We start from the raw sequence: 16140 nt of genomic DNA, 5'->3' as shown, positions 1-16140 counted from the left end.
GAGAAATTGGCAAACTTTCACATATAAGTATACATAGAAACGAATGGAAGCTCTACTATTCCATCAGAAAACTTGACTGATCCAGCATTTTGATTCCGCTCTTACCTTGCAAATCCCGAGAAAGTTGAAAGAGTGCGGCATCCTTTTGCTTCGCTTCGATCATGCAATGAATCTCTGGAACCGTCCCCTTGATTTGAGCAAGAAACCGAAGGAACATCTCCACATCTACAAAATCCGCATGAGCACGAAATTCACGTTCGGACCGCGGGCTAGAAATATGCATTTTTATTGGCAGCCGAGAACCCTGCCAGGTCTCCACCACTCGGCCCCAATCCTCCTGCCAATTTTTGTCCCCGTGATTAGCCAAATAATGGTGATAATCAAACACCATGGGAATGCCCAGTTTTTCACAAAGATATAAGGTCTCTTTAACGGTAAATGTCGTATCATCGTTTTCCAGCATAATCATTCTTTGGATGGAGGGGGAAATATAGGCCCAGTTATGAATAAATAATTCGAGAGCCTTTTCCTTATCATCATACCCGCCGCCGACATGAAGGACACAGCGGTGTTCCGTGTCGATTTCCATACTCTTCAGCAGGGCTTTATGCATAACAAGTGTCCTCAATGAGTTTTTTAAAATCTCTTTATCCGGTGAATTAAGAACAACAAAATGATCAGGATGGAAATCAATTCTTGCTGGGTGCTTCTTGATGTAGTCTGCCAGCTCTTTTAGGGGCTCTTTTAATGGTTTCATGTAATTCCAATCGAGTAATTCCTCATGGTTGGCCAGTGGTATGAGCCGCGAGCTTAACCGAAAGAAATGAATTTGATTGGCTTCATTATGCTTTAGGAGACGGAGGCAATTATGTAAATTTGATTCGGCAATCCTTTCCAGTTTACGAATAGCCGCATCCCTGTCTTTAATTTTGCTGAATTGTGCAAATGTCATTGTTTGCGATGGCGATGCATTTTGAAGTTCCACACTCATGGCGACATATCCAAGACGTATAATCATGTTAAATCCTCCAAAAGGTATTTAACATTTAGTCTTCCCTTTTTTCACATATAAAAAAGCACGGACACAGCCAGCATCCATGCTTTAATACATCATCTTAATATGTTTTTGACTTTGGTTTGCCGCCGCCGGTTTTTCTTTCACCGCGAGGTTTTACCGGTGCTTTTTTTCTGCGGTCAGAATTATAGTTCCGCGAATCATCTCTTCTGCGGCGATCCCCGCCCCGGTCTCCACCACGATCATGAGGTCTTCTTTCCTTTTTCGATGGAAGCGGCGCCTCTTCAGTCAGCTTAACCGGTGTTGTATCAGGCTCTTTGGTCAACATTTTCAGCACTGCTGCCACAACTGTTGAAGCATCATTGGCTTCTAGTAATTCTTCGGCCGCATTTTTATAATAATGAAGATTGTTGGATTCAATCGTCTGCTGGATTTTATCAACTACAGCTCGCTGCTGTCCTTCCAATGCCTCATCAAGGGTTGGCGGCTTCATTCGCTCCATTTTGCGCTTCGTTGTTTTTTCCACCACAAATAAATATGGCTTTTCACGTGGTGTAATAAATGTCATCGCTACACCCGTTTTGCCGGCACGGCCAGTACGTCCGATGCGGTGTACATAGCTTTCCGGATCCTGCGGGATATCGAAGTTATAAACATGGGTAACGCCGGAAATATCAAGCCCACGTGCCGCTACGTCAGTTGCAACAAGAACATCGATATTACCTTCTTTAAACTTACGTAACACAGAAAGGCGTTTTGCCTGACTTAAGTCACCATGGATGCCTTCTGCAGTGTAGCCGCGAAGGTTCAAGGCTTCGGATAACTCATCGACACGGCGCTTCGTACGTCCAAACACAATCGCCAATTCTGGTGATTGGATATCAAGAAGTCTTGTTAGCACATCAAACTTATTCTTTTCTTGCACTTCCACGTAGTACTGTTCAATGGAAGGAACTGTCATTTCTTTTGTTTTCACGCGGACAATCTGCGGATCTTTCATAAACTTTTCAGCAATTCGTTGGATTGGCCCTGGCATAGTCGCTGAAAAAAGCAATGTTTGGCGCCCTTCTTCCGGAACTCCCGCAAGGATAGATTCAATATCCTCGATAAATCCCATATTCAACATTTCATCGGCTTCATCCAGAATTACTGTCTGAATTTGGTCAAGACGCATGGTTTTTCTGTTAATATGGTCAAGAATCCTGCCTGGTGTCCCGACAATGATATGCGGCGCTTTCTTTAATGAACGGATTTGCCGTCCAATATCCTGTCCGCCATAAATCGGCAGAACCCGAACTCTTTTACCCGCACCAATTTTATATAGCTCTTCGGATACCTGGATAGCAAGTTCCCGAGTCGGGGCAATAATAATCCCTTGAATCGCTTCTTGTTTTGTATCAATTTTTTCAACTAAAGGAATCCCAAAGGCTGCGGTTTTACCTGTTCCTGTCTGAGCCTGGCCAATTACGTCTTTATTTGCTAAGCTTAATGGAATTGTCTCCGCCTGAATAGGAGTGGCTTCTTCAAAACCCATTCTAAGGACGGCCTTTAACGTAGCCTGGCTAATGCCTAAATCTTCAAACTTCGTCAATGTATTCATTCTCCTTCATCTATTTAACAATATTTTTAATATCTAAAGCTAAATCTATTCGCCCGATACCGATCAAGTAACATCTTTATTTTACCAAAAAAAAGACATTCCTCCCAAGGAGTATGCCCATTTTTCACCAATCTTTAGACACATTGCTACTAATGATAACATTATCAATAGTATTATGCAAATAAAGTTTGGATGGTTCATGCCTTATCATTTAGGAATTACCCAAAAAATCAAGCACCTGAGAAAATAGGACCGTACGCTCCCCACAGTGACAGATATGATGTTTTGATTCCTTTATATAAATAATCTTTTTTTCCTTTGCCCCGATGGTCCGATAAAGATATTCCGCACTTTTCGGCGGAACAATCCCGTCAGATTCTCCTTGGGCGATAAAGGTCGGCACATTTACCTGATTCAGCATCGGCCTGATATAGGTAACAAGCCGGCGGAATTCCAGTGTTGCCGCAAGCGGAGTCTCGGTTATTTTCCTTTTATAGCGCAGAAACAGCTCATTATTCCGGATGCTGCCGGTAAATATATCCTTAATAAACATCTTTACATCAGCCGCTAGTTGTTTGGGATGAATATAGTAGGCAGCGGCACTAAGCAAAATGAGCTTGTCCACTGGATAATGTGCTGCAAGAAAGCTGGCAATCAAGCCGCCCATGGAAAAACCAACGACATACACCTCATCACAAATTTCCAGAAGCTCCTTTAATTCCTCCTCGGCATGGCGGATCCATTCCTGGTAATGAACTCCTTTTAAACGAAGGGTTTCACCATGCCCTGGCAGCGTAGGAACACGGAAAACCCAATCTGTACGGTTCTTTAAATACTCCACCAAGGGCTCCACTTCATATGGGGCGCCCGTAAAGCCGTGAATGCACAAGCAGCCTATCATCCGTATGTCACCTGCCCCAATGGCCAAAAGCGGAGTAACATCTGGTCTGCAAGAGACTCAAATAACCGCTCGGCTAATTCTTATTTTTGCAGTGCCTTGACAACTTCCTCCAATTTCATTCCTCTCGATGCCTTAACTAACACGAGACTCTGCCCATTTAGATATTTCTTTAACGACTGAATTAATTCCTCTTTATCAAGAAAGTCAAAAACTCGTTCATCACCCAATACGTTTCTTGCCCCCGAAGCGATATGGCTGCCAAGTTGTCCATAGGTGAACAGGAACTCAATTTTGTCAGCATTTAAACCTTCGCCTATTTGCAAATGATACTGCTCCTCCTGTGGCCCAAGCTCGAGCATGTCGCCGAGAACGAGGATTTTCCGCTCATAGCCCTGAAGGTTGGACACTAATTCAATTGCCGCCATCATAGACGTAGGGCTTGCATTATAAGCATCGTTAATGATTTTCTCACCATGCTTCCCTTCCACAAGCTCCATCCGCATATTCGTCAGTTTGGTTGTTTTTAATCCTTCCGTTATTTCTTCAAAGGAAACGGAAAAATATCGGGCAATCAGCATCGCCGCGAGTGCATTTAAAATATTGTGTGTCCCTAAAACCGGCAGGTCAAAGGTTTTATCAAAAGCATTAATCTTGAACCTATTCCCCTGTTCAAGCTGGGTAATTTCAGTTGGAAATAAATCATTCGTATCGCTTCTGCCGAAGGTTTGAACTTGAACATCTCCTTTAAATTGATGAATACGCTCCATCAGCAGCGGCTCATCACCATGGAGTACAGCCAGTCCGCCTTTCCGAAGTCCCTGAAGAATTTCAAGTTTGGCTTCAGCAATCGCCTCTCTTGATCCAAGGTCAAGCAGGTGGGATTCACCGATGTTTGTAATGACAACAGCATCCGGACAGGCCAGTTTGGTAAGAAATGCAATTTCACCGCGCCCGCTCATGCCCATTTCAAGAACGGCTATCTCCGTATCTTCATTTAAGCCAAGCACTGTTAAAGGTAGACCGAGATGATTGTTGTAGTTACCCTCGGTTTTTTGGACCTTATATTTAAGTGACAATAAACTTGCGGTCATGTCCTTTGTTGTTGTTTTTCCATTACTCCCGGTAATTCCCACTACTTTAACAGACAATTCCTTCCGATATTTGCGCGCCAATTCCTGCAAAGCCGCGAGGCAGTCATCAACAATCACTAATGGCAGTCCTTGCGGCGGATTCGGAACATCCTTTTGCCAGAGCGCCGCGCCGGCCCCTTTCTTGATGGCTTCTTCCACATATTTATGGCCGTCTACCTTTTCACCTTTAAACGGAACAAATAAGTTGCCCGGTTCGATTTTTCTGGAATCAATCGTTACACCGGTAATCATTATGTCAAGTTCTGACGGGATATCATTTTGCGCAGAGACCATTACGGCAATCTGCTTTAATGATCGTTTAATCATGATTAACTCCTCCTCTTATGTCTTATTTATAAAAATGGACACGGCAAAAACAGCCGTGTCAAATTTGTTTTTTATCCTAAGCTGGCGCTGGCCTTTGCTGTTAAAAAGTATATTTAATCTGTTGCTTTTCGGCGTGCCTTTCTTTGGCTAGGTCCACAAGCCGCTCAATTAATTGCGGATATTCTATTCCAGTATGCTTCCAGAGCAGTGGGAACATGCTAAATGGCGTGAAGCCTGGCATCGTGTTCACCTCATTAATTAACACCTTGCCATCTTGCGTTAAAAAGAAATCAGCCCGGACCAATCCCGAACAGTCGAGCGCTTTAAAGGAACGAATTGCCATGTCCTTCATTACTGTGTATACATCCTCAGGTATCTCCGCAGGAATAATCAACGCCGTTTCCCCATCTTCGTATTTTGCCTTATAGTCATAAAAGTCCTTTTTCGGGACAATTTCTCCGGCAACGGAGCATTCTGGTGCATCATTGCCAAGAACAGCAATCTCGATTTCGCGGGCAGTGACACCCTCTTCAATAATGACTTTTCGGTCAAATTGGAAAGCTTCTGAAAATGCAATATCAAGCTCAGCCCGGTTGCGGCATTTGCTAATTCCAACGCTTGAGCCAAGATTGGCCGGCTTTACGAAGCATGGATAGCCAAGCTCCTTCTCCACCTGTTCGTAAGCTTCTTCTTTGGCGCCCTGCCATTCATTCTTAATAAAAGAAACATAGTTTACCTGCCCAAGACCTGCTTGTGCAAATATATTTTTCATGACGACTTTATCCATGCCGGCTGCTGAAGCCAAAACACCGTTCCCGACATACGGCAGGTTTAGGATTTCCAATAACCCTTGAACGGTTCCATCTTCCCCATTCGGCCCATGCAAAAGCGGAAAAATGACATCAAGCGCAGCGTTCTCTTGGTTCTCTGATTGGAATAGAGCAGGCGATAAAGCGGCTGGCACTTGACTGTCAGCGGAATATGCCAGTTCCTTTACTGTTTCAGCCGGTTCCATCAGCTGCGGACCTTTAATCCAGCGGCCTTCAACATTTATATAAATTGGATGAATTTCAAATTTTTCAAGATCTAATGCTCTCATGACAGCAAGAGCCGTTTGTAATGACACCTGATGCTCTGCAGATTTTCCTCCGTAAAGCAATCCTAATTTTGTTTTCATGCTGAAAACCTCCATCTTTTCATTCACATTTTATTTTATCACTTTCTTTATTCAGAAAGGAAATTCGGTATATTAAGTTTTCATGTTTTTCTCATTATCTTATGAAGCCCATAGTTTGTTTGTTTCGTGTCAATCTTCCAGAAATCAAATCATCATAACATGCCAAAATGAGGCTGACTTTTAGGTCAGCCTCAAACAACGTTAAGTTTCCATTCTTTTGTCTTTTTGTCAAAAATAATTTTTGCATGATAAGGCTTTGTCCTTAAATATTGATATTCCTCATACATATCATCCATATTGGCATAGTCGCCAATCACCCATATCGGAATTTCAATTCGGGTCCGCTGAGCGTCCGCATCCCTAAACGAAATGCAAATTCCTTCTTTGATGAACGGCGTCAAGGACAGCAGAATTTCCTTATTTACCGGCGTGTATGTCCGTTTTTTGCGAAGTCCAAGCAGCGATTTTTCCGGTTTTATTTCCCCCAGCTTATCGGAAACCACTTCACTTAGTAAATGGAAAAAATCCTTGAAGCTACGGTAATATGTTTTATTAAACCAGCCGTCATCATGAGCTAAATAAACGAAACGGTTGCCCAATTTATTGTAGAACGGGGTTTTCAAGTGTTGTTTATGGTGGCCTAAGTATAATAATTCCGCCATTTCCTGCCCAGAAAGTTCATTTAAGACATCTTCTTCCAGAAAATCAATCCAGCAGAAATCTCCGTAACCGTAAACATCATCCGCAGCCAATTTGTTTATTCCTTCTTCCGGACAGTACTCGAGCAGTGTGTGCATGTTAAAATCAGCATCATCATAGCGGTGCTTAAGTAACAGCAGGTGATTTAAAGACCCGGAAAAAGCCGCCGCAAATTCTGCGAATTCAATCCCATAGGATAAAACATACTGGTCTGATTGATTTAAATGTAAATAAATAAGGTCCCGTATGTCTTGATGATGCTTTTTCAACGCCAAACTCCTCCGTTCAAACATGTTTTATATTTTATCAGTCCCAGTTTCCATGAAACTTCCAAATGCTTATAGACAATACCTCCTCATTTTATCAAAAAATAGGAAAAATAGCTTATTTCATTTCTTTTACAAATAATAATATTTGATTAATGATTTAACCTAAAGGTATTACCCATAATGACGTATACTATGGATTAACCATATTGACTATTCTATGTTTTCCCGCCTTATTTAATTTATAGCGATCTGGTCTAGGAAAGGAGTGATCAACCTTGGTTAAAGATATGACGCATGAGGAAATAAGTTTATATATTATCAAAACATTAACTGAAAATAAAAAGGCGGAATTCGAAGCTGCTCTGGATGAACTTCAGCCCTACGATGTCGCGGCGATTTACAAGGAGTTGCCAGAAAAGCAAAAGAGCCGGTTTCTACTTCATTTAAAATATGATCTTCTTGCCGACCTGATGGAAGAGCTGGAAAAATCCGAGCAGCTTGAATTGTTGAATATGCTAGGGATTGAGAAATCCAGCAAGGTCCTGGATTTAATGGACAATGATGATTTGGCCACGCTTCTGCATGAATTGTCCCCTGAAAAAATAGATTCCCTCCTTTCGGAAATGGATACAAAGGAATCTAATGCCGTCAAGGATATCATGAGTTATCCACCTGAAACAGCGGGAAGAATTATGACGAACCGGTTTGTTTGGATTCGCAACTATTATACCGTCAGGGAAGCAGTTGATAAGCTTAAATCGTTTGCCGAGTTTGCGGAAACGCTGAATTATTTATATGTCATTGATGAAGAAAGCAAGCTGGTGGGAGTTGTATCCTACCGCGATTTACTGCTGGCCGGTGAAGGCGACAGGATTGACAACATTATGTTTGAACGGGTTATTTCTGTTACCGTCACAACAGACCAAGAAGAGGTGGCCAAGACTGTTGAACGCTACGACTTTATCTCTGTACCGGTTGTCGATGATGATCATGTGCTACTCGGGATTATTACGGTTGATGACGTCATCGATGTCGTAATTAGGGAAGCAAATGAAGATATCGAGAAGCTGTCTGCATCAGGTAAAGCGATCGACTTTGATACGAAAACGCTCGTTGCTGCAGCGCGCAGGCTTCCGTGGCTTATCCTGCTGCTGTTCATTGGGCTTATTTCTGGCCGCATTATTTCAAGCTTTGAGGATACCCTTAAGCAGGTTGTTGCCCTGACCTTTTTCATGCCGATGATTGCCGGAATGACCGGTAACACAGGAACGCAATCACTTGCTGTCGTTGTCAGAGGACTAATCTCTCACGATATAGATAAAAAGGTCATCTTTCGTTTAATCATGAGGGAGCTCGGAGTTGGAATTTCCATTGGCGCAACGTGTGCGATATTAATATCTGTCATTGCGTATATTTGGCAGGGAAGCCTGACGTTAGGATTTGTAGTCGGCAGCTCACTGTTTTTCACTCTAATCATCGGAACGCTTGCCGGGACCATCATTCCGATCATTCTTTACCGTATGAAAATTGACCCTGCAGTGGCCTCAGGGCCGCTGATTACCACCTTAAATGATATTTTTTCCCTACTCACTTATTTCGGGATAGCGACGATGTTTCTTCATTATTTAATGTGATACTGAAACTTTTTCTTTGTTAAAATCGTTAAATAATATGACAGATTTTGCCTATGTTGTTGTGGGCTTACCATTTCTTTGTTAGTCTGATATAAATGGAAACTCACCGATTGGCAAGTCCGTTAGGACGAAGACAGAGGCGTAGTTGAATTTATGCGTTCAGAATTTATGAACATAAATTCTGATTAGCTTAAATAATTGCTAAAAATAAGGTGTGGTCTATGGATACAGAGATAAAAAAAGCTGACCGTTTTGATTGGACATTAACATTATTATTATTTCTTTTCTTTCTTATCAGCTGCCTAGCAATTTACAGTGCCCAATCGACCGGTCAATACGGGGAACGGAATTTCCTGATTATGCAGGTCTTTTGGTATGTAGTCGGCGCTGCCATTGTTTTGGGATCCATTCTTTTCGACAGCTATCAGTACCGCAAACTTGCCTGGGTTCTATATGGCTTTGGGATTTTCCTGCTAATCCTGTTAGCGGTTGCCCCGCCAAGTATTGCACCCGAAAGGAATGGCTCGAAAAACTGGTTTGTAATTAAAGGCATTGGGACCATCCAGCCCTCAGAGTTCGTCAAAATCTTTTTAATCTTGGCCTTAAGCCGGGCAGTGGCCGCTCATCATGAAAAGTATATTGAAAAAACGCTGACGACCGACCTGCTGTTGTTGCTTAAGCTTGGCCTTATTACCGCGGTGCCGCTTGGCTTAATCGTAATTGAAGACTTAGGGACAGCCCTGGTCATCATGGCGATTTTGGCCGGCGTTATCCTTGTTTCCGGCATTTCGTGGAAAATCATCTTGCCCATTTGCAGTGTTGGCGCTTCGTTTGTTGCCCTAATCTTTTATCTTGTGTTAAATAAACCGGAAATTCTTGAAAAATATCTCCTTGTGGAGACCTATCAATTCAATCGAATATATTCCTGGCTTGACCCGGCTAATCATTCATCCGGATCAAGCTTTCATCTGCTGCAGTCATTAAAAGCAATCGGGTCAGGTCTTATATCTGGTAAAGGCTTCAGCAATGGGGTGGTTTATGTCCCCGAGGCCCATACAGATTTTATTTTTAGTGTGATCGGTGAGGAATACGGCTTTGTCGGCGGCAGCGTTCTCATCGGACTGTACTTTTTGCTTATTTACCATTTAATTAAAACCGCACTGGATACAAATGAGCCGTTCAATACATATGTTTGCACCGGCATTATCTGCATGATTACCTTTCATGTGTTCCAAAATGTCGGCATGACGATTCAAGTGCTTCCGATTACCGGAATTCCCCTGCCCTTTATCAGCTACGGCGGAAGTTCGCTGATGGGGAATATGTTTGCGATGGGTCTTGTCTACAGCATCCGCTATCATCACCGAAACTATATGTTTTCTACAGAAAAATCATTAAGTTCCTGATTGTCTATGAGGCAGCGGCAATTAAGCTGCTTTTTCTTTTTGAATGGAATGTCTCGATGAAAAAGACCATATATATTTCATTATGAGACAAACTATTATAAACTGATTAGAGTGACTATTATTTACATAAGTGAAGGTGTGCTATGACAGAGTTTATTTTTTCAGTATTGGATTTTCTCTCACAGTTAGGTTATTTCGGGATTGCTTTGGGATTAATGATTGAAGTCATCCCAAGCGAATTCGTTTTAGGATATGGCGGCTACATGATTTCACTTGGAAAAATTAATTTTGTCGGGGCCGTAATTGCCGGGACCATCGGCGGAACACTTGCTCAGTTGTTTTTATATTGGGCGGGCTATTATGGCGGACGGCCATTTTTGGAGAAATACGGAAAGTATGTCCTAATTAAAAAGAAGCATATTGATGTAGCGGAGCATTGGTTTGAGAAATATGGCGTAGGCGTCATTTTTACAGCCAGATTTATCCCTGTTGTCCGCCACGCGATTTCCATTCCTGCTGGAATTGCGAAAATGTCTGCGCTAAAGTTCACTCTTTATACCGTGGCAGCGATTATCCCGTGGACCATATTGTTTCTTGTGTTGGGCAAGACATTGGGTGCAAACTGGTCGCATATTAAAGAAGCGTCTCAGCCATACGTCATGCCAATCCTGATTGCAGCAGTTGTATTGGGAGTTATCTACTTTTTAATTAAAAAGACGAAGAAAACCACTGACTAGACTTTGTCAGTGGTTTTCTTTGGATAATGAAAGGCAAACTAGGAAACAACCTTCAACCCCACCGCGGCACCCAATACCATGGCAATAAACAGAATTCTCTTCCATTCCCTCGATTCACCATAAAATAACATACCTAATAACGCCCCGCCTGATGCACCTATACCTGTCCAAATGGCGTAGGCTGTGCCCATCGGTAATGTTTTCATCGCATTAGCGAGAAATAAGAAACTGCCGCCGAAGCCAATCACCAATAACACAAAGGATTGCCAGTTTCGGTCCCTATGCACTTTGTTAATCATCGCAACACCAAACATCTCAAAAAAACCCGCCAACATTAGTGAAACCCAAGCCATCAGGAATCAGCCCCTTCCTCAGCAGAATCTTTCGTTACTAATTTCAAGCCAACCACTCCTGCCAGCAGCACGAGTATTAAAAGGATTTTTACTAGATCAAACGGTTCCCCAAAAAAGAGAATATCCGAAATAATCGTACCGGCTGTGCCTAATCCTACAAAAACTGCATATACCGTACCTACAGGGAGTTTATTCCCCGCAGCAATTAAAGCGTAGAAACTGATAATTATAGATACAACCGTACCGGCCCATTCCCAAACATTATCAGCATGCTTTAATCCTACCACCCAAAACACTTCAAAAAACGCCGCAAAAAACACCTTGATCCAATCTAAATTCATTTCATTCACTCCTTCCCCAATACCGGAACAAACAAAAAAGCCCGGAGATAACTGATTAGCAGTTTCTCCCAGGCTTTTATCCCTCCGTGTACACAGAAAAGCGGAAGCGCCTTGACCAGGAGTGACAGGCACAAGACGAGCCGGCGAGAAGGTTGTTCTTTAACCTTCTTGACGGATTGGCTTGTGACCCCGAGCCCCTAGGCGCTGAAGCTAGACAGCTATCCAATCTGTGCGTTTTCTCTCGGACCAGACTAGCGCACGCACCCGCGCCACGGAACCCTAGAAAACTTTTCAGCTATTTAATTGATACTGCCATTATAGCACAATTTATTTATAAAATTGGTTAGCAGTTTCGACCATTTCAAACCAAACTCAAACCAAACCTAGAGCATCACCTTATGCGGCGCTTCTTCTTTCATTTTGCGGCCTTCGAGTTCAAGCAGTTGCTGTTTAATCGGAGTATTACTGCCGGCGTAGCCGGTTAGGCTTCCACCTTTTCCAATTACCCGATGACACGGGATAATGATCGGCAGCTGGTTCGCCCGGTTGGCTTGTCCGACGGCCCTGACCGCTTTCGGATTGCCAATTGTTTCCGCGACATCCGCATAACTGCGAACTTCACCATAAGGAATCCTAAGCAGTGCATCCCAAACCTTCCTGCGAAATTCGGTCCCCTCGACGGAAAGCGGTAAGTCAAAATCACGGCGCTGGCCGCTGAAATATTCATCCAATTGCCGGACCGCTTCCTGGCAAAGGGCTGTATCCTCTTGTAAATCAGGGTTTTCTTCCAAAAACTTAACCCAGTCCTCTTCAAACAATTCAATTCTTTTCAAACCCGTTTCGTCTGCAATAATGCGCAATGTTCCAACTGGGGACTGATAGACAGCAAAGCCTAAACTCATCGTAATCGCTCCCGAACCTTGTATTTATGTTTATTATACAAAAAATAAAGAAGACTTGCCTAAGCAAATCTTCGATTAGGTTTTTCCTTATTCATTTTTTCTTTATATATGAAAAAGACATACAAGAGCATTGAAACGAATACAGAGAATGCGGCTGCTTTATAGATGCTGCTATAGCCCAATAGATGGCCGATTTGTCCAAAGACCATTGCTCCTATACCGATTCCCAAATCAAAAAAGGAGAAAAAGGTAGCGTTGGCCATCCCTCTGCGGTTAATGGGGGTCTTTTCAATGGACCACGCCTGTAGTGCAGGCTGAACAGTGCCAAAGCCAAGGCCGTACAGGCCTGCTGCAGCAAATAGAATAGTGCTGTTGGGAAGCCATGATAACAATAACATCGCCGCTAAAATTAACAACGTCCCGGGAATATATACTGCCTGATGCCCCTTTCGATCGTATAACTGTCCTGCAAAGGTTCTCGTAATCATTAAGGCAATGGCATAAATCAGAAAATACCATTCAATTCCTTCAATCTGTTTTTGGGCCGTATAAAGAGGGAGAAATGACGCTATACCGCCAAAGGTAACGGTCAAAAAGAACATCAGCATCGATGGCTTTAGGGCGCTTTTTTCGTAAAAATCAAGCCTCCCCTTTGGCTTTTCCTGTCTCGGCTCCACCTTTTTATAGGTTATTCTTGATGACAATAATAAGGCAATCAGCCCTAAACCCGAACAGATTAGAAAAAATGTTTCAAACTTCAATACCCCGGCTAAAACCAAGCCTAGCGCCGGACCAAAGGCGAGGGCAAGATTCCCCGACAGCCCATAATAGCCCATCCCCTCTCCTCGCCGGGATGCCGGAATTAAATCGGTGGCGATGGTTCCCGATGCGGTGGTGGAAAAGCCCCAGCCTACCCCTTGGACAACACGCATCACAAATAAGAAGGCAAAGCTTGTCAGGAAGCCAAACGATCCCACTGATAGTACAAAAATCGCCAACCCCAATAAATATACAAACCCTCTCCCCTTTGTCTCGAGTGCTTTCCCGGCAAAGGGGCGGAGAAGCAGTGCAGAAAAGGTAAAAATACCAATAACAAAACCAATTAGCTGGTCATTGCCGCCCAGTTTTTCAACAAAAAGCGGAATCGTAGGCAATGTCATTTGAAATCCAAGGAAGATAAAAAAATTAGCGAATATAATAAGGACAAAATCCTTTGTCCAAATTCTTTCTTTCGGTCTTTCCTGCTGAATATCCATAAAGATTTTTAGACGTCCTCTCTTTTTCTATGTTTCCCTATATAGAACGAAAAATCGTTTCTACATAGTAAGCAGAAACGAAATTTCACTATTATTTATTTTACTTGAGCAGCCGCTTGGACAACTCGTTTCATCGCTGCAATTTGCCCTAAGTGCATAGATTCATGAAAGATCGCAAAGCTCGTCAGTTCGCCGTACGTTTCTTGGCCAAGAAATGGTGCTTTTAGTTTCTCTGCAAAACTCTCAACCGGAATTTCTTGGATTCGTTTAAACTGTTCCTTTAACTGAGCCGTCAATTCCTGAACAGATGGGACCTCGCCATTCCAATCGGCCGGTTTTGTACCTTTGCCAAATAGCTCTAAATAATTGGCTGGTAAAATAGCAGACTTTTTTGGAAAGCCAAACATAAATTGTTCAGCAACAGTTAACACATGGCCCACATGCCAGTGGATTGTATTATTAAATCCTTCCGGCTGGATATCTACAATATTTTCATCCAGCGCCTCTACATTATTTAACAAGTAACTCCTCGCGGTTGCAAAACTTTTTAATAATACCTCACTCATCCCTTAGCCCTCCAATCATTATCTACCTTTTATTTTATCCCATTTTTCCCAATATTTAAATAAAATGCTCTTACATTTCTTCAGGAGCTTCAATTCCTAAGAGACGGAGGCCTTCTTTAAGAACGATTGTTACAGAGTAGACAAGTGCCAGGCGTGCATTTTGCTCCTCGCTTTCCTCCAGCACTTTAACTTCGGCATAGTATTTATTAAAGACTTGGGCAAGGTCGACAATGTATTTAGCGACTTGTGATGGGTCGTAGTTTTCGCATGCACGCTTAATGGCGTTGGAAAATTCCATTAACATGCTGATGACCTTCCATTCGTTTTCCCATGTAGTCTGATAGACGGCCGCCAGTGCTGTCTCCGCCTTCCATCCAGCTTTTCGTAATATTGAGCTGGCTCTCGCAAATGTATACTGCACATAAGGGCCTGTTTCCCCTTCAAAACGAAGCATTTCCTCTAAGGAAAATTCAATATCGTTCATCCGGTTGTTTTTTAGGTCGTGAAAAATAACTGCACCGACACCGACCTGCTTGGCCACTCCATCTTTGTCCGCCAGATTTGGATTTTTTTCCTCAATATTATGCCGAGCCATCGCGATTGATTCGTTCAAAACTTCCTCCAAGAGGACAACCTTGCCTTTACGGGTCGACATTTTCTTGCCGTCTTTTAACATCATCCCAAATGGAATATGGACCATTTTATCGGCCCACTCGAAGCCAGCTTTATTCAATACCGCAATCAGCTGCTTAAAATGAAGGCTTTGCTCATGGCCGACGACATATAAGGATTGTACGAAGTCGTAATTTTCTTTCCGGTAGATAGCAGCCGCTAGATCACGAGTGGCATACAGCGTCGCACCGTCCGATTTTTTAATTAGGCATGGCGGAAGCTCCTCTTCGGTCAGTTCGACAACCTGGGCCTGGTCAGATTCCACGAGCAGTTGTTTTTCCTCAAGAAGCTGGACAACACGATCCATTTTATCATTGTAAAAAGCTTCCCCGGCATAGGAGTCAAATTCCACGTTCATGAGCTGATAAATTCTTGAGAACTCCTTTAGGGATTCATCACGGAACCATTGCCATAAGGAGTGCGCTTCTTGGTCACCATCTTCTAGCTTTTTAAACCAGCCGCGTCCTTCGTCTTCAAGAGCCGGATTCGTTTCCGCCTCTGCATGGAATTTAATATACAGGGCAAGCAGTTCCTTGATTGGATTTGCCTTGACCTTTTCCTCATCTCCCCAGCGTTTATAGGCGGAAATCAACTTTCCGAACTGGGTGCCCCAGTCGCCAAGATGGTTGATTTTGATTGGCTTGTAGCCGCATTTTTCAAGAATTAAGGCAATGGCATTTCCAATAACAGTTGAACGCAGGTGCCCCATTGAAAACGGTTTGGCGATATTAGGAGATGACATGTCAATGGTAACATTGCCACCCTGGCCAAAATCATGGGCACCATATTGGCCCTTTTCATTAATAATGTTGTTAATGATTTGTTCCGCGACAAGCCTTTTATTTAAAAACACGTTAAGATAGGCTCCGACCACTTCTATTTTTTCAAAAGTGGGGGACTGGATTTTTTCGCTTAACTCTTGGGCAATTAAATTCGGTGCCTTACGCTTCAGTTTCGCGAGTGAAAAACACGGGAAAGCTAAATCCCCATGGTCCTGATTTTTTGGTTTTTCAATTAACTGCTCAATATTTTGGGAGGCTAATTCGCCTTCTAATGCTTGATGTAAGACTTCTGCAAGCTCTTTCTTAAAGTTCATTTCCTATGACCTCCTTCATTTTTATATAAATGCAAAAAACTCCCGTCTCTATACAAAGA

15 protein-coding genes and 1 other annotated feature (1 of these 16 running past the window's edge) are annotated in these 16140 nt (G+C 42.9%); of the genes, 3 read left to right on the top strand and 12 right to left on the bottom strand.

Translation table 11 applies throughout. The features are described 5' to 3' along the window. Window positions 1-55: 55 nt before the first annotated feature. From uvsE to QNN06_RS01220, 6 genes are all read right to left on the bottom strand, one after another. Complete coding sequence (gene uvsE, locus QNN06_RS01245; protein ID WP_284036781.1) at window positions 56-1018, bottom strand: UV DNA damage repair endonuclease UvsE; 963 nt, start codon at window positions 1016-1018, stop codon at window positions 56-58. Between the two features lie 97 nt (window positions 1019-1115). After that, window positions 1116-2606, bottom strand: coding sequence for a degradosome RNA helicase CshA (cshA, locus tag QNN06_RS01240; protein WP_284036780.1), 1491 nt, complete (start codon window positions 2604-2606; stop codon window positions 1116-1118). Window positions 2607-2826: 220 nt separating this feature from the next. Continuing rightward, a complete protein-coding gene (locus tag QNN06_RS01235; protein WP_213148138.1) occupies window positions 2827-3516 on the bottom strand; it encodes an alpha/beta hydrolase in 690 nt (229 codons plus the stop codon). A gap of 80 nt (window positions 3517-3596) precedes the next feature. Next, on the bottom strand, window positions 3597-4973 hold the full coding sequence (locus tag QNN06_RS01230; protein WP_284036779.1) for a UDP-N-acetylmuramoyl-tripeptide--D-alanyl-D-alanine ligase: 1377 nt from the start codon (window positions 4971-4973) through the stop codon (window positions 3597-3599). Window positions 4974-5073: 100 nt separating this feature from the next. Further along, window positions 5074-6150, bottom strand: a complete 1077-nt coding sequence (locus QNN06_RS01225; RefSeq protein ID WP_284036778.1) for a D-alanine--D-alanine ligase — start codon at window positions 6148-6150, stop codon at window positions 5074-5076. A 191-nt stretch (window positions 6151-6341) separates the two neighbouring features. Then, a complete protein-coding gene (locus QNN06_RS01220; RefSeq protein WP_213120943.1) occupies window positions 6342-7118 on the bottom strand; it encodes a hypothetical protein in 777 nt (258 codons plus the stop codon). A 275-nt stretch (window positions 7119-7393) separates the two neighbouring features. On the opposite strand from QNN06_RS01220, the gene mgtE reads away from it, so the two are divergent. The 3 genes from mgtE (at window position 7394) to uptA (ending at window position 10895) form a co-directional block, all read left to right on the top strand. Beyond that, entirely contained in the window at window positions 7394-8752 is a 1359-nt protein-coding gene (mgtE, locus tag QNN06_RS01215; protein ID WP_284036777.1) for a magnesium transporter, read from the top strand. 221 nt (window positions 8753-8973) lie between these two features. Continuing rightward, window positions 8974-10158, top strand: coding sequence for an FtsW/RodA/SpoVE family cell cycle protein (locus tag QNN06_RS01210; protein ID WP_217037447.1), 1185 nt, complete (start codon window positions 8974-8976; stop codon window positions 10156-10158). Between the two features lie 143 nt (window positions 10159-10301). Continuing rightward, window positions 10302-10895, top strand: coding sequence for an undecaprenyl phosphate transporter UptA (gene uptA / locus QNN06_RS01205; protein ID WP_213120946.1), 594 nt, complete (start codon window positions 10302-10304; stop codon window positions 10893-10895). A 38-nt stretch (window positions 10896-10933) separates the two neighbouring features. Here uptA and QNN06_RS01200 read toward each other — a convergent pair whose 3' ends face one another. The 6 genes from QNN06_RS01200 to argS form a co-directional block, all read right to left on the bottom strand. Next, on the bottom strand, window positions 10934-11248 hold the full coding sequence (locus QNN06_RS01200; RefSeq protein ID WP_213120947.1) for a DMT family transporter: 315 nt from the start codon (window positions 11246-11248) through the stop codon (window positions 10934-10936). After that, window positions 11248-11589 (bottom strand): DMT family transporter, encoded by a 342-nt coding sequence (locus QNN06_RS01195; RefSeq protein WP_217037446.1) that lies wholly within the window; start codon window positions 11587-11589, stop codon window positions 11248-11250. Before QNN06_RS01195 ends, QNN06_RS01200 begins: the two co-directional genes overlap by 1 nt. A gap of 383 nt (window positions 11590-11972) precedes the next feature. Next, complete coding sequence (locus tag QNN06_RS01190; RefSeq protein WP_213120949.1) at window positions 11973-12491, bottom strand: methylated-DNA--[protein]-cysteine S-methyltransferase; 519 nt, start codon at window positions 12489-12491, stop codon at window positions 11973-11975. Window positions 12492-12550: 59 nt separating this feature from the next. Continuing rightward, window positions 12551-13747 carry an MFS transporter gene (locus tag QNN06_RS01185; RefSeq protein ID WP_217037445.1) on the bottom strand — a complete coding sequence of 399 codons (1197 nt, stop codon included), beginning with the start codon at window positions 13745-13747 and terminating at the stop codon, window positions 12551-12553. 95 nt (window positions 13748-13842) lie between these two features. After that, window positions 13843-14313, bottom strand: coding sequence for a DinB family protein (locus QNN06_RS01180; protein ID WP_213120951.1), 471 nt, complete (start codon window positions 14311-14313; stop codon window positions 13843-13845). A gap of 70 nt (window positions 14314-14383) precedes the next feature. Further along, entirely contained in the window at window positions 14384-16081 is a 1698-nt protein-coding gene (argS, locus tag QNN06_RS01175; protein WP_284036776.1) for an arginine--tRNA ligase, read from the bottom strand. A gap of 53 nt (window positions 16082-16134) precedes the next feature. Beyond that, window positions 16135-16140, bottom strand: a binding site (T-box leader); it runs 211 nt beyond the window's last position.

This window comes from Neobacillus sp. 114, from assembly GCF_030127045.1.
Lineage (GTDB): Bacteria > Bacillota > Bacilli > Bacillales > Cytobacillaceae > Neobacillus > Neobacillus rhizophilus.
Note: the sequence above shows the minus strand (reverse complement) of the source record. Positions and strands in the feature narration are given on the sequence as shown.

Bases quoted from the DNA above. Each gene is read 5' to 3' on its own strand.
- argS (WP_284036776.1), bottom strand. From the start codon at position 16,081: ATGAACTTTAAGAAAGAGCTTGCAGAAGTCTTACATCAAGCATTAGAA.
- QNN06_RS01190 (WP_213120949.1), bottom strand. From the start codon at position 12,491: ATGAGTTTAGGCTTTGCTGTCTATCAGTCCCCAGTTGGAACATTGCGC.
- QNN06_RS01185 (WP_217037445.1), bottom strand. From the start codon at position 13,747: ATGGATATTCAGCAGGAAAGACCGAAAGAAAGAATTTGGACAAAGGAT.
- QNN06_RS01235 (WP_213148138.1), bottom strand. From the start codon at position 3,516: ATGATAGGCTGCTTGTGCATTCACGGCTTTACGGGCGCCCCATATGAA.
- QNN06_RS01180 (WP_213120951.1), bottom strand. From the start codon at position 14,313: ATGAGTGAGGTATTATTAAAAAGTTTTGCAACCGCGAGGAGTTACTTG.
- QNN06_RS01210 (WP_217037447.1), top strand. From the start codon at position 8,974: ATGGATACAGAGATAAAAAAAGCTGACCGTTTTGATTGGACATTAACA.
- QNN06_RS01225 (WP_284036778.1), bottom strand. From the start codon at position 6,150: ATGAAAACAAAATTAGGATTGCTTTACGGAGGAAAATCTGCAGAGCAT.
- QNN06_RS01230 (WP_284036779.1), bottom strand. From the start codon at position 4,973: ATGATTAAACGATCATTAAAGCAGATTGCCGTAATGGTCTCTGCGCAA.
- uptA (WP_213120946.1), top strand. From the start codon at position 10,302: ATGACAGAGTTTATTTTTTCAGTATTGGATTTTCTCTCACAGTTAGGT.
- QNN06_RS01195 (WP_217037446.1), bottom strand. From the start codon at position 11,589: ATGAATTTAGATTGGATCAAGGTGTTTTTTGCGGCGTTTTTTGAAGTG.
- QNN06_RS01200 (WP_213120947.1), bottom strand. From the start codon at position 11,248: ATGGCTTGGGTTTCACTAATGTTGGCGGGTTTTTTTGAGATGTTTGGT.
- uvsE (WP_284036781.1), bottom strand. From the start codon at position 1,018: ATGATTATACGTCTTGGATATGTCGCCATGAGTGTGGAACTTCAAAAT.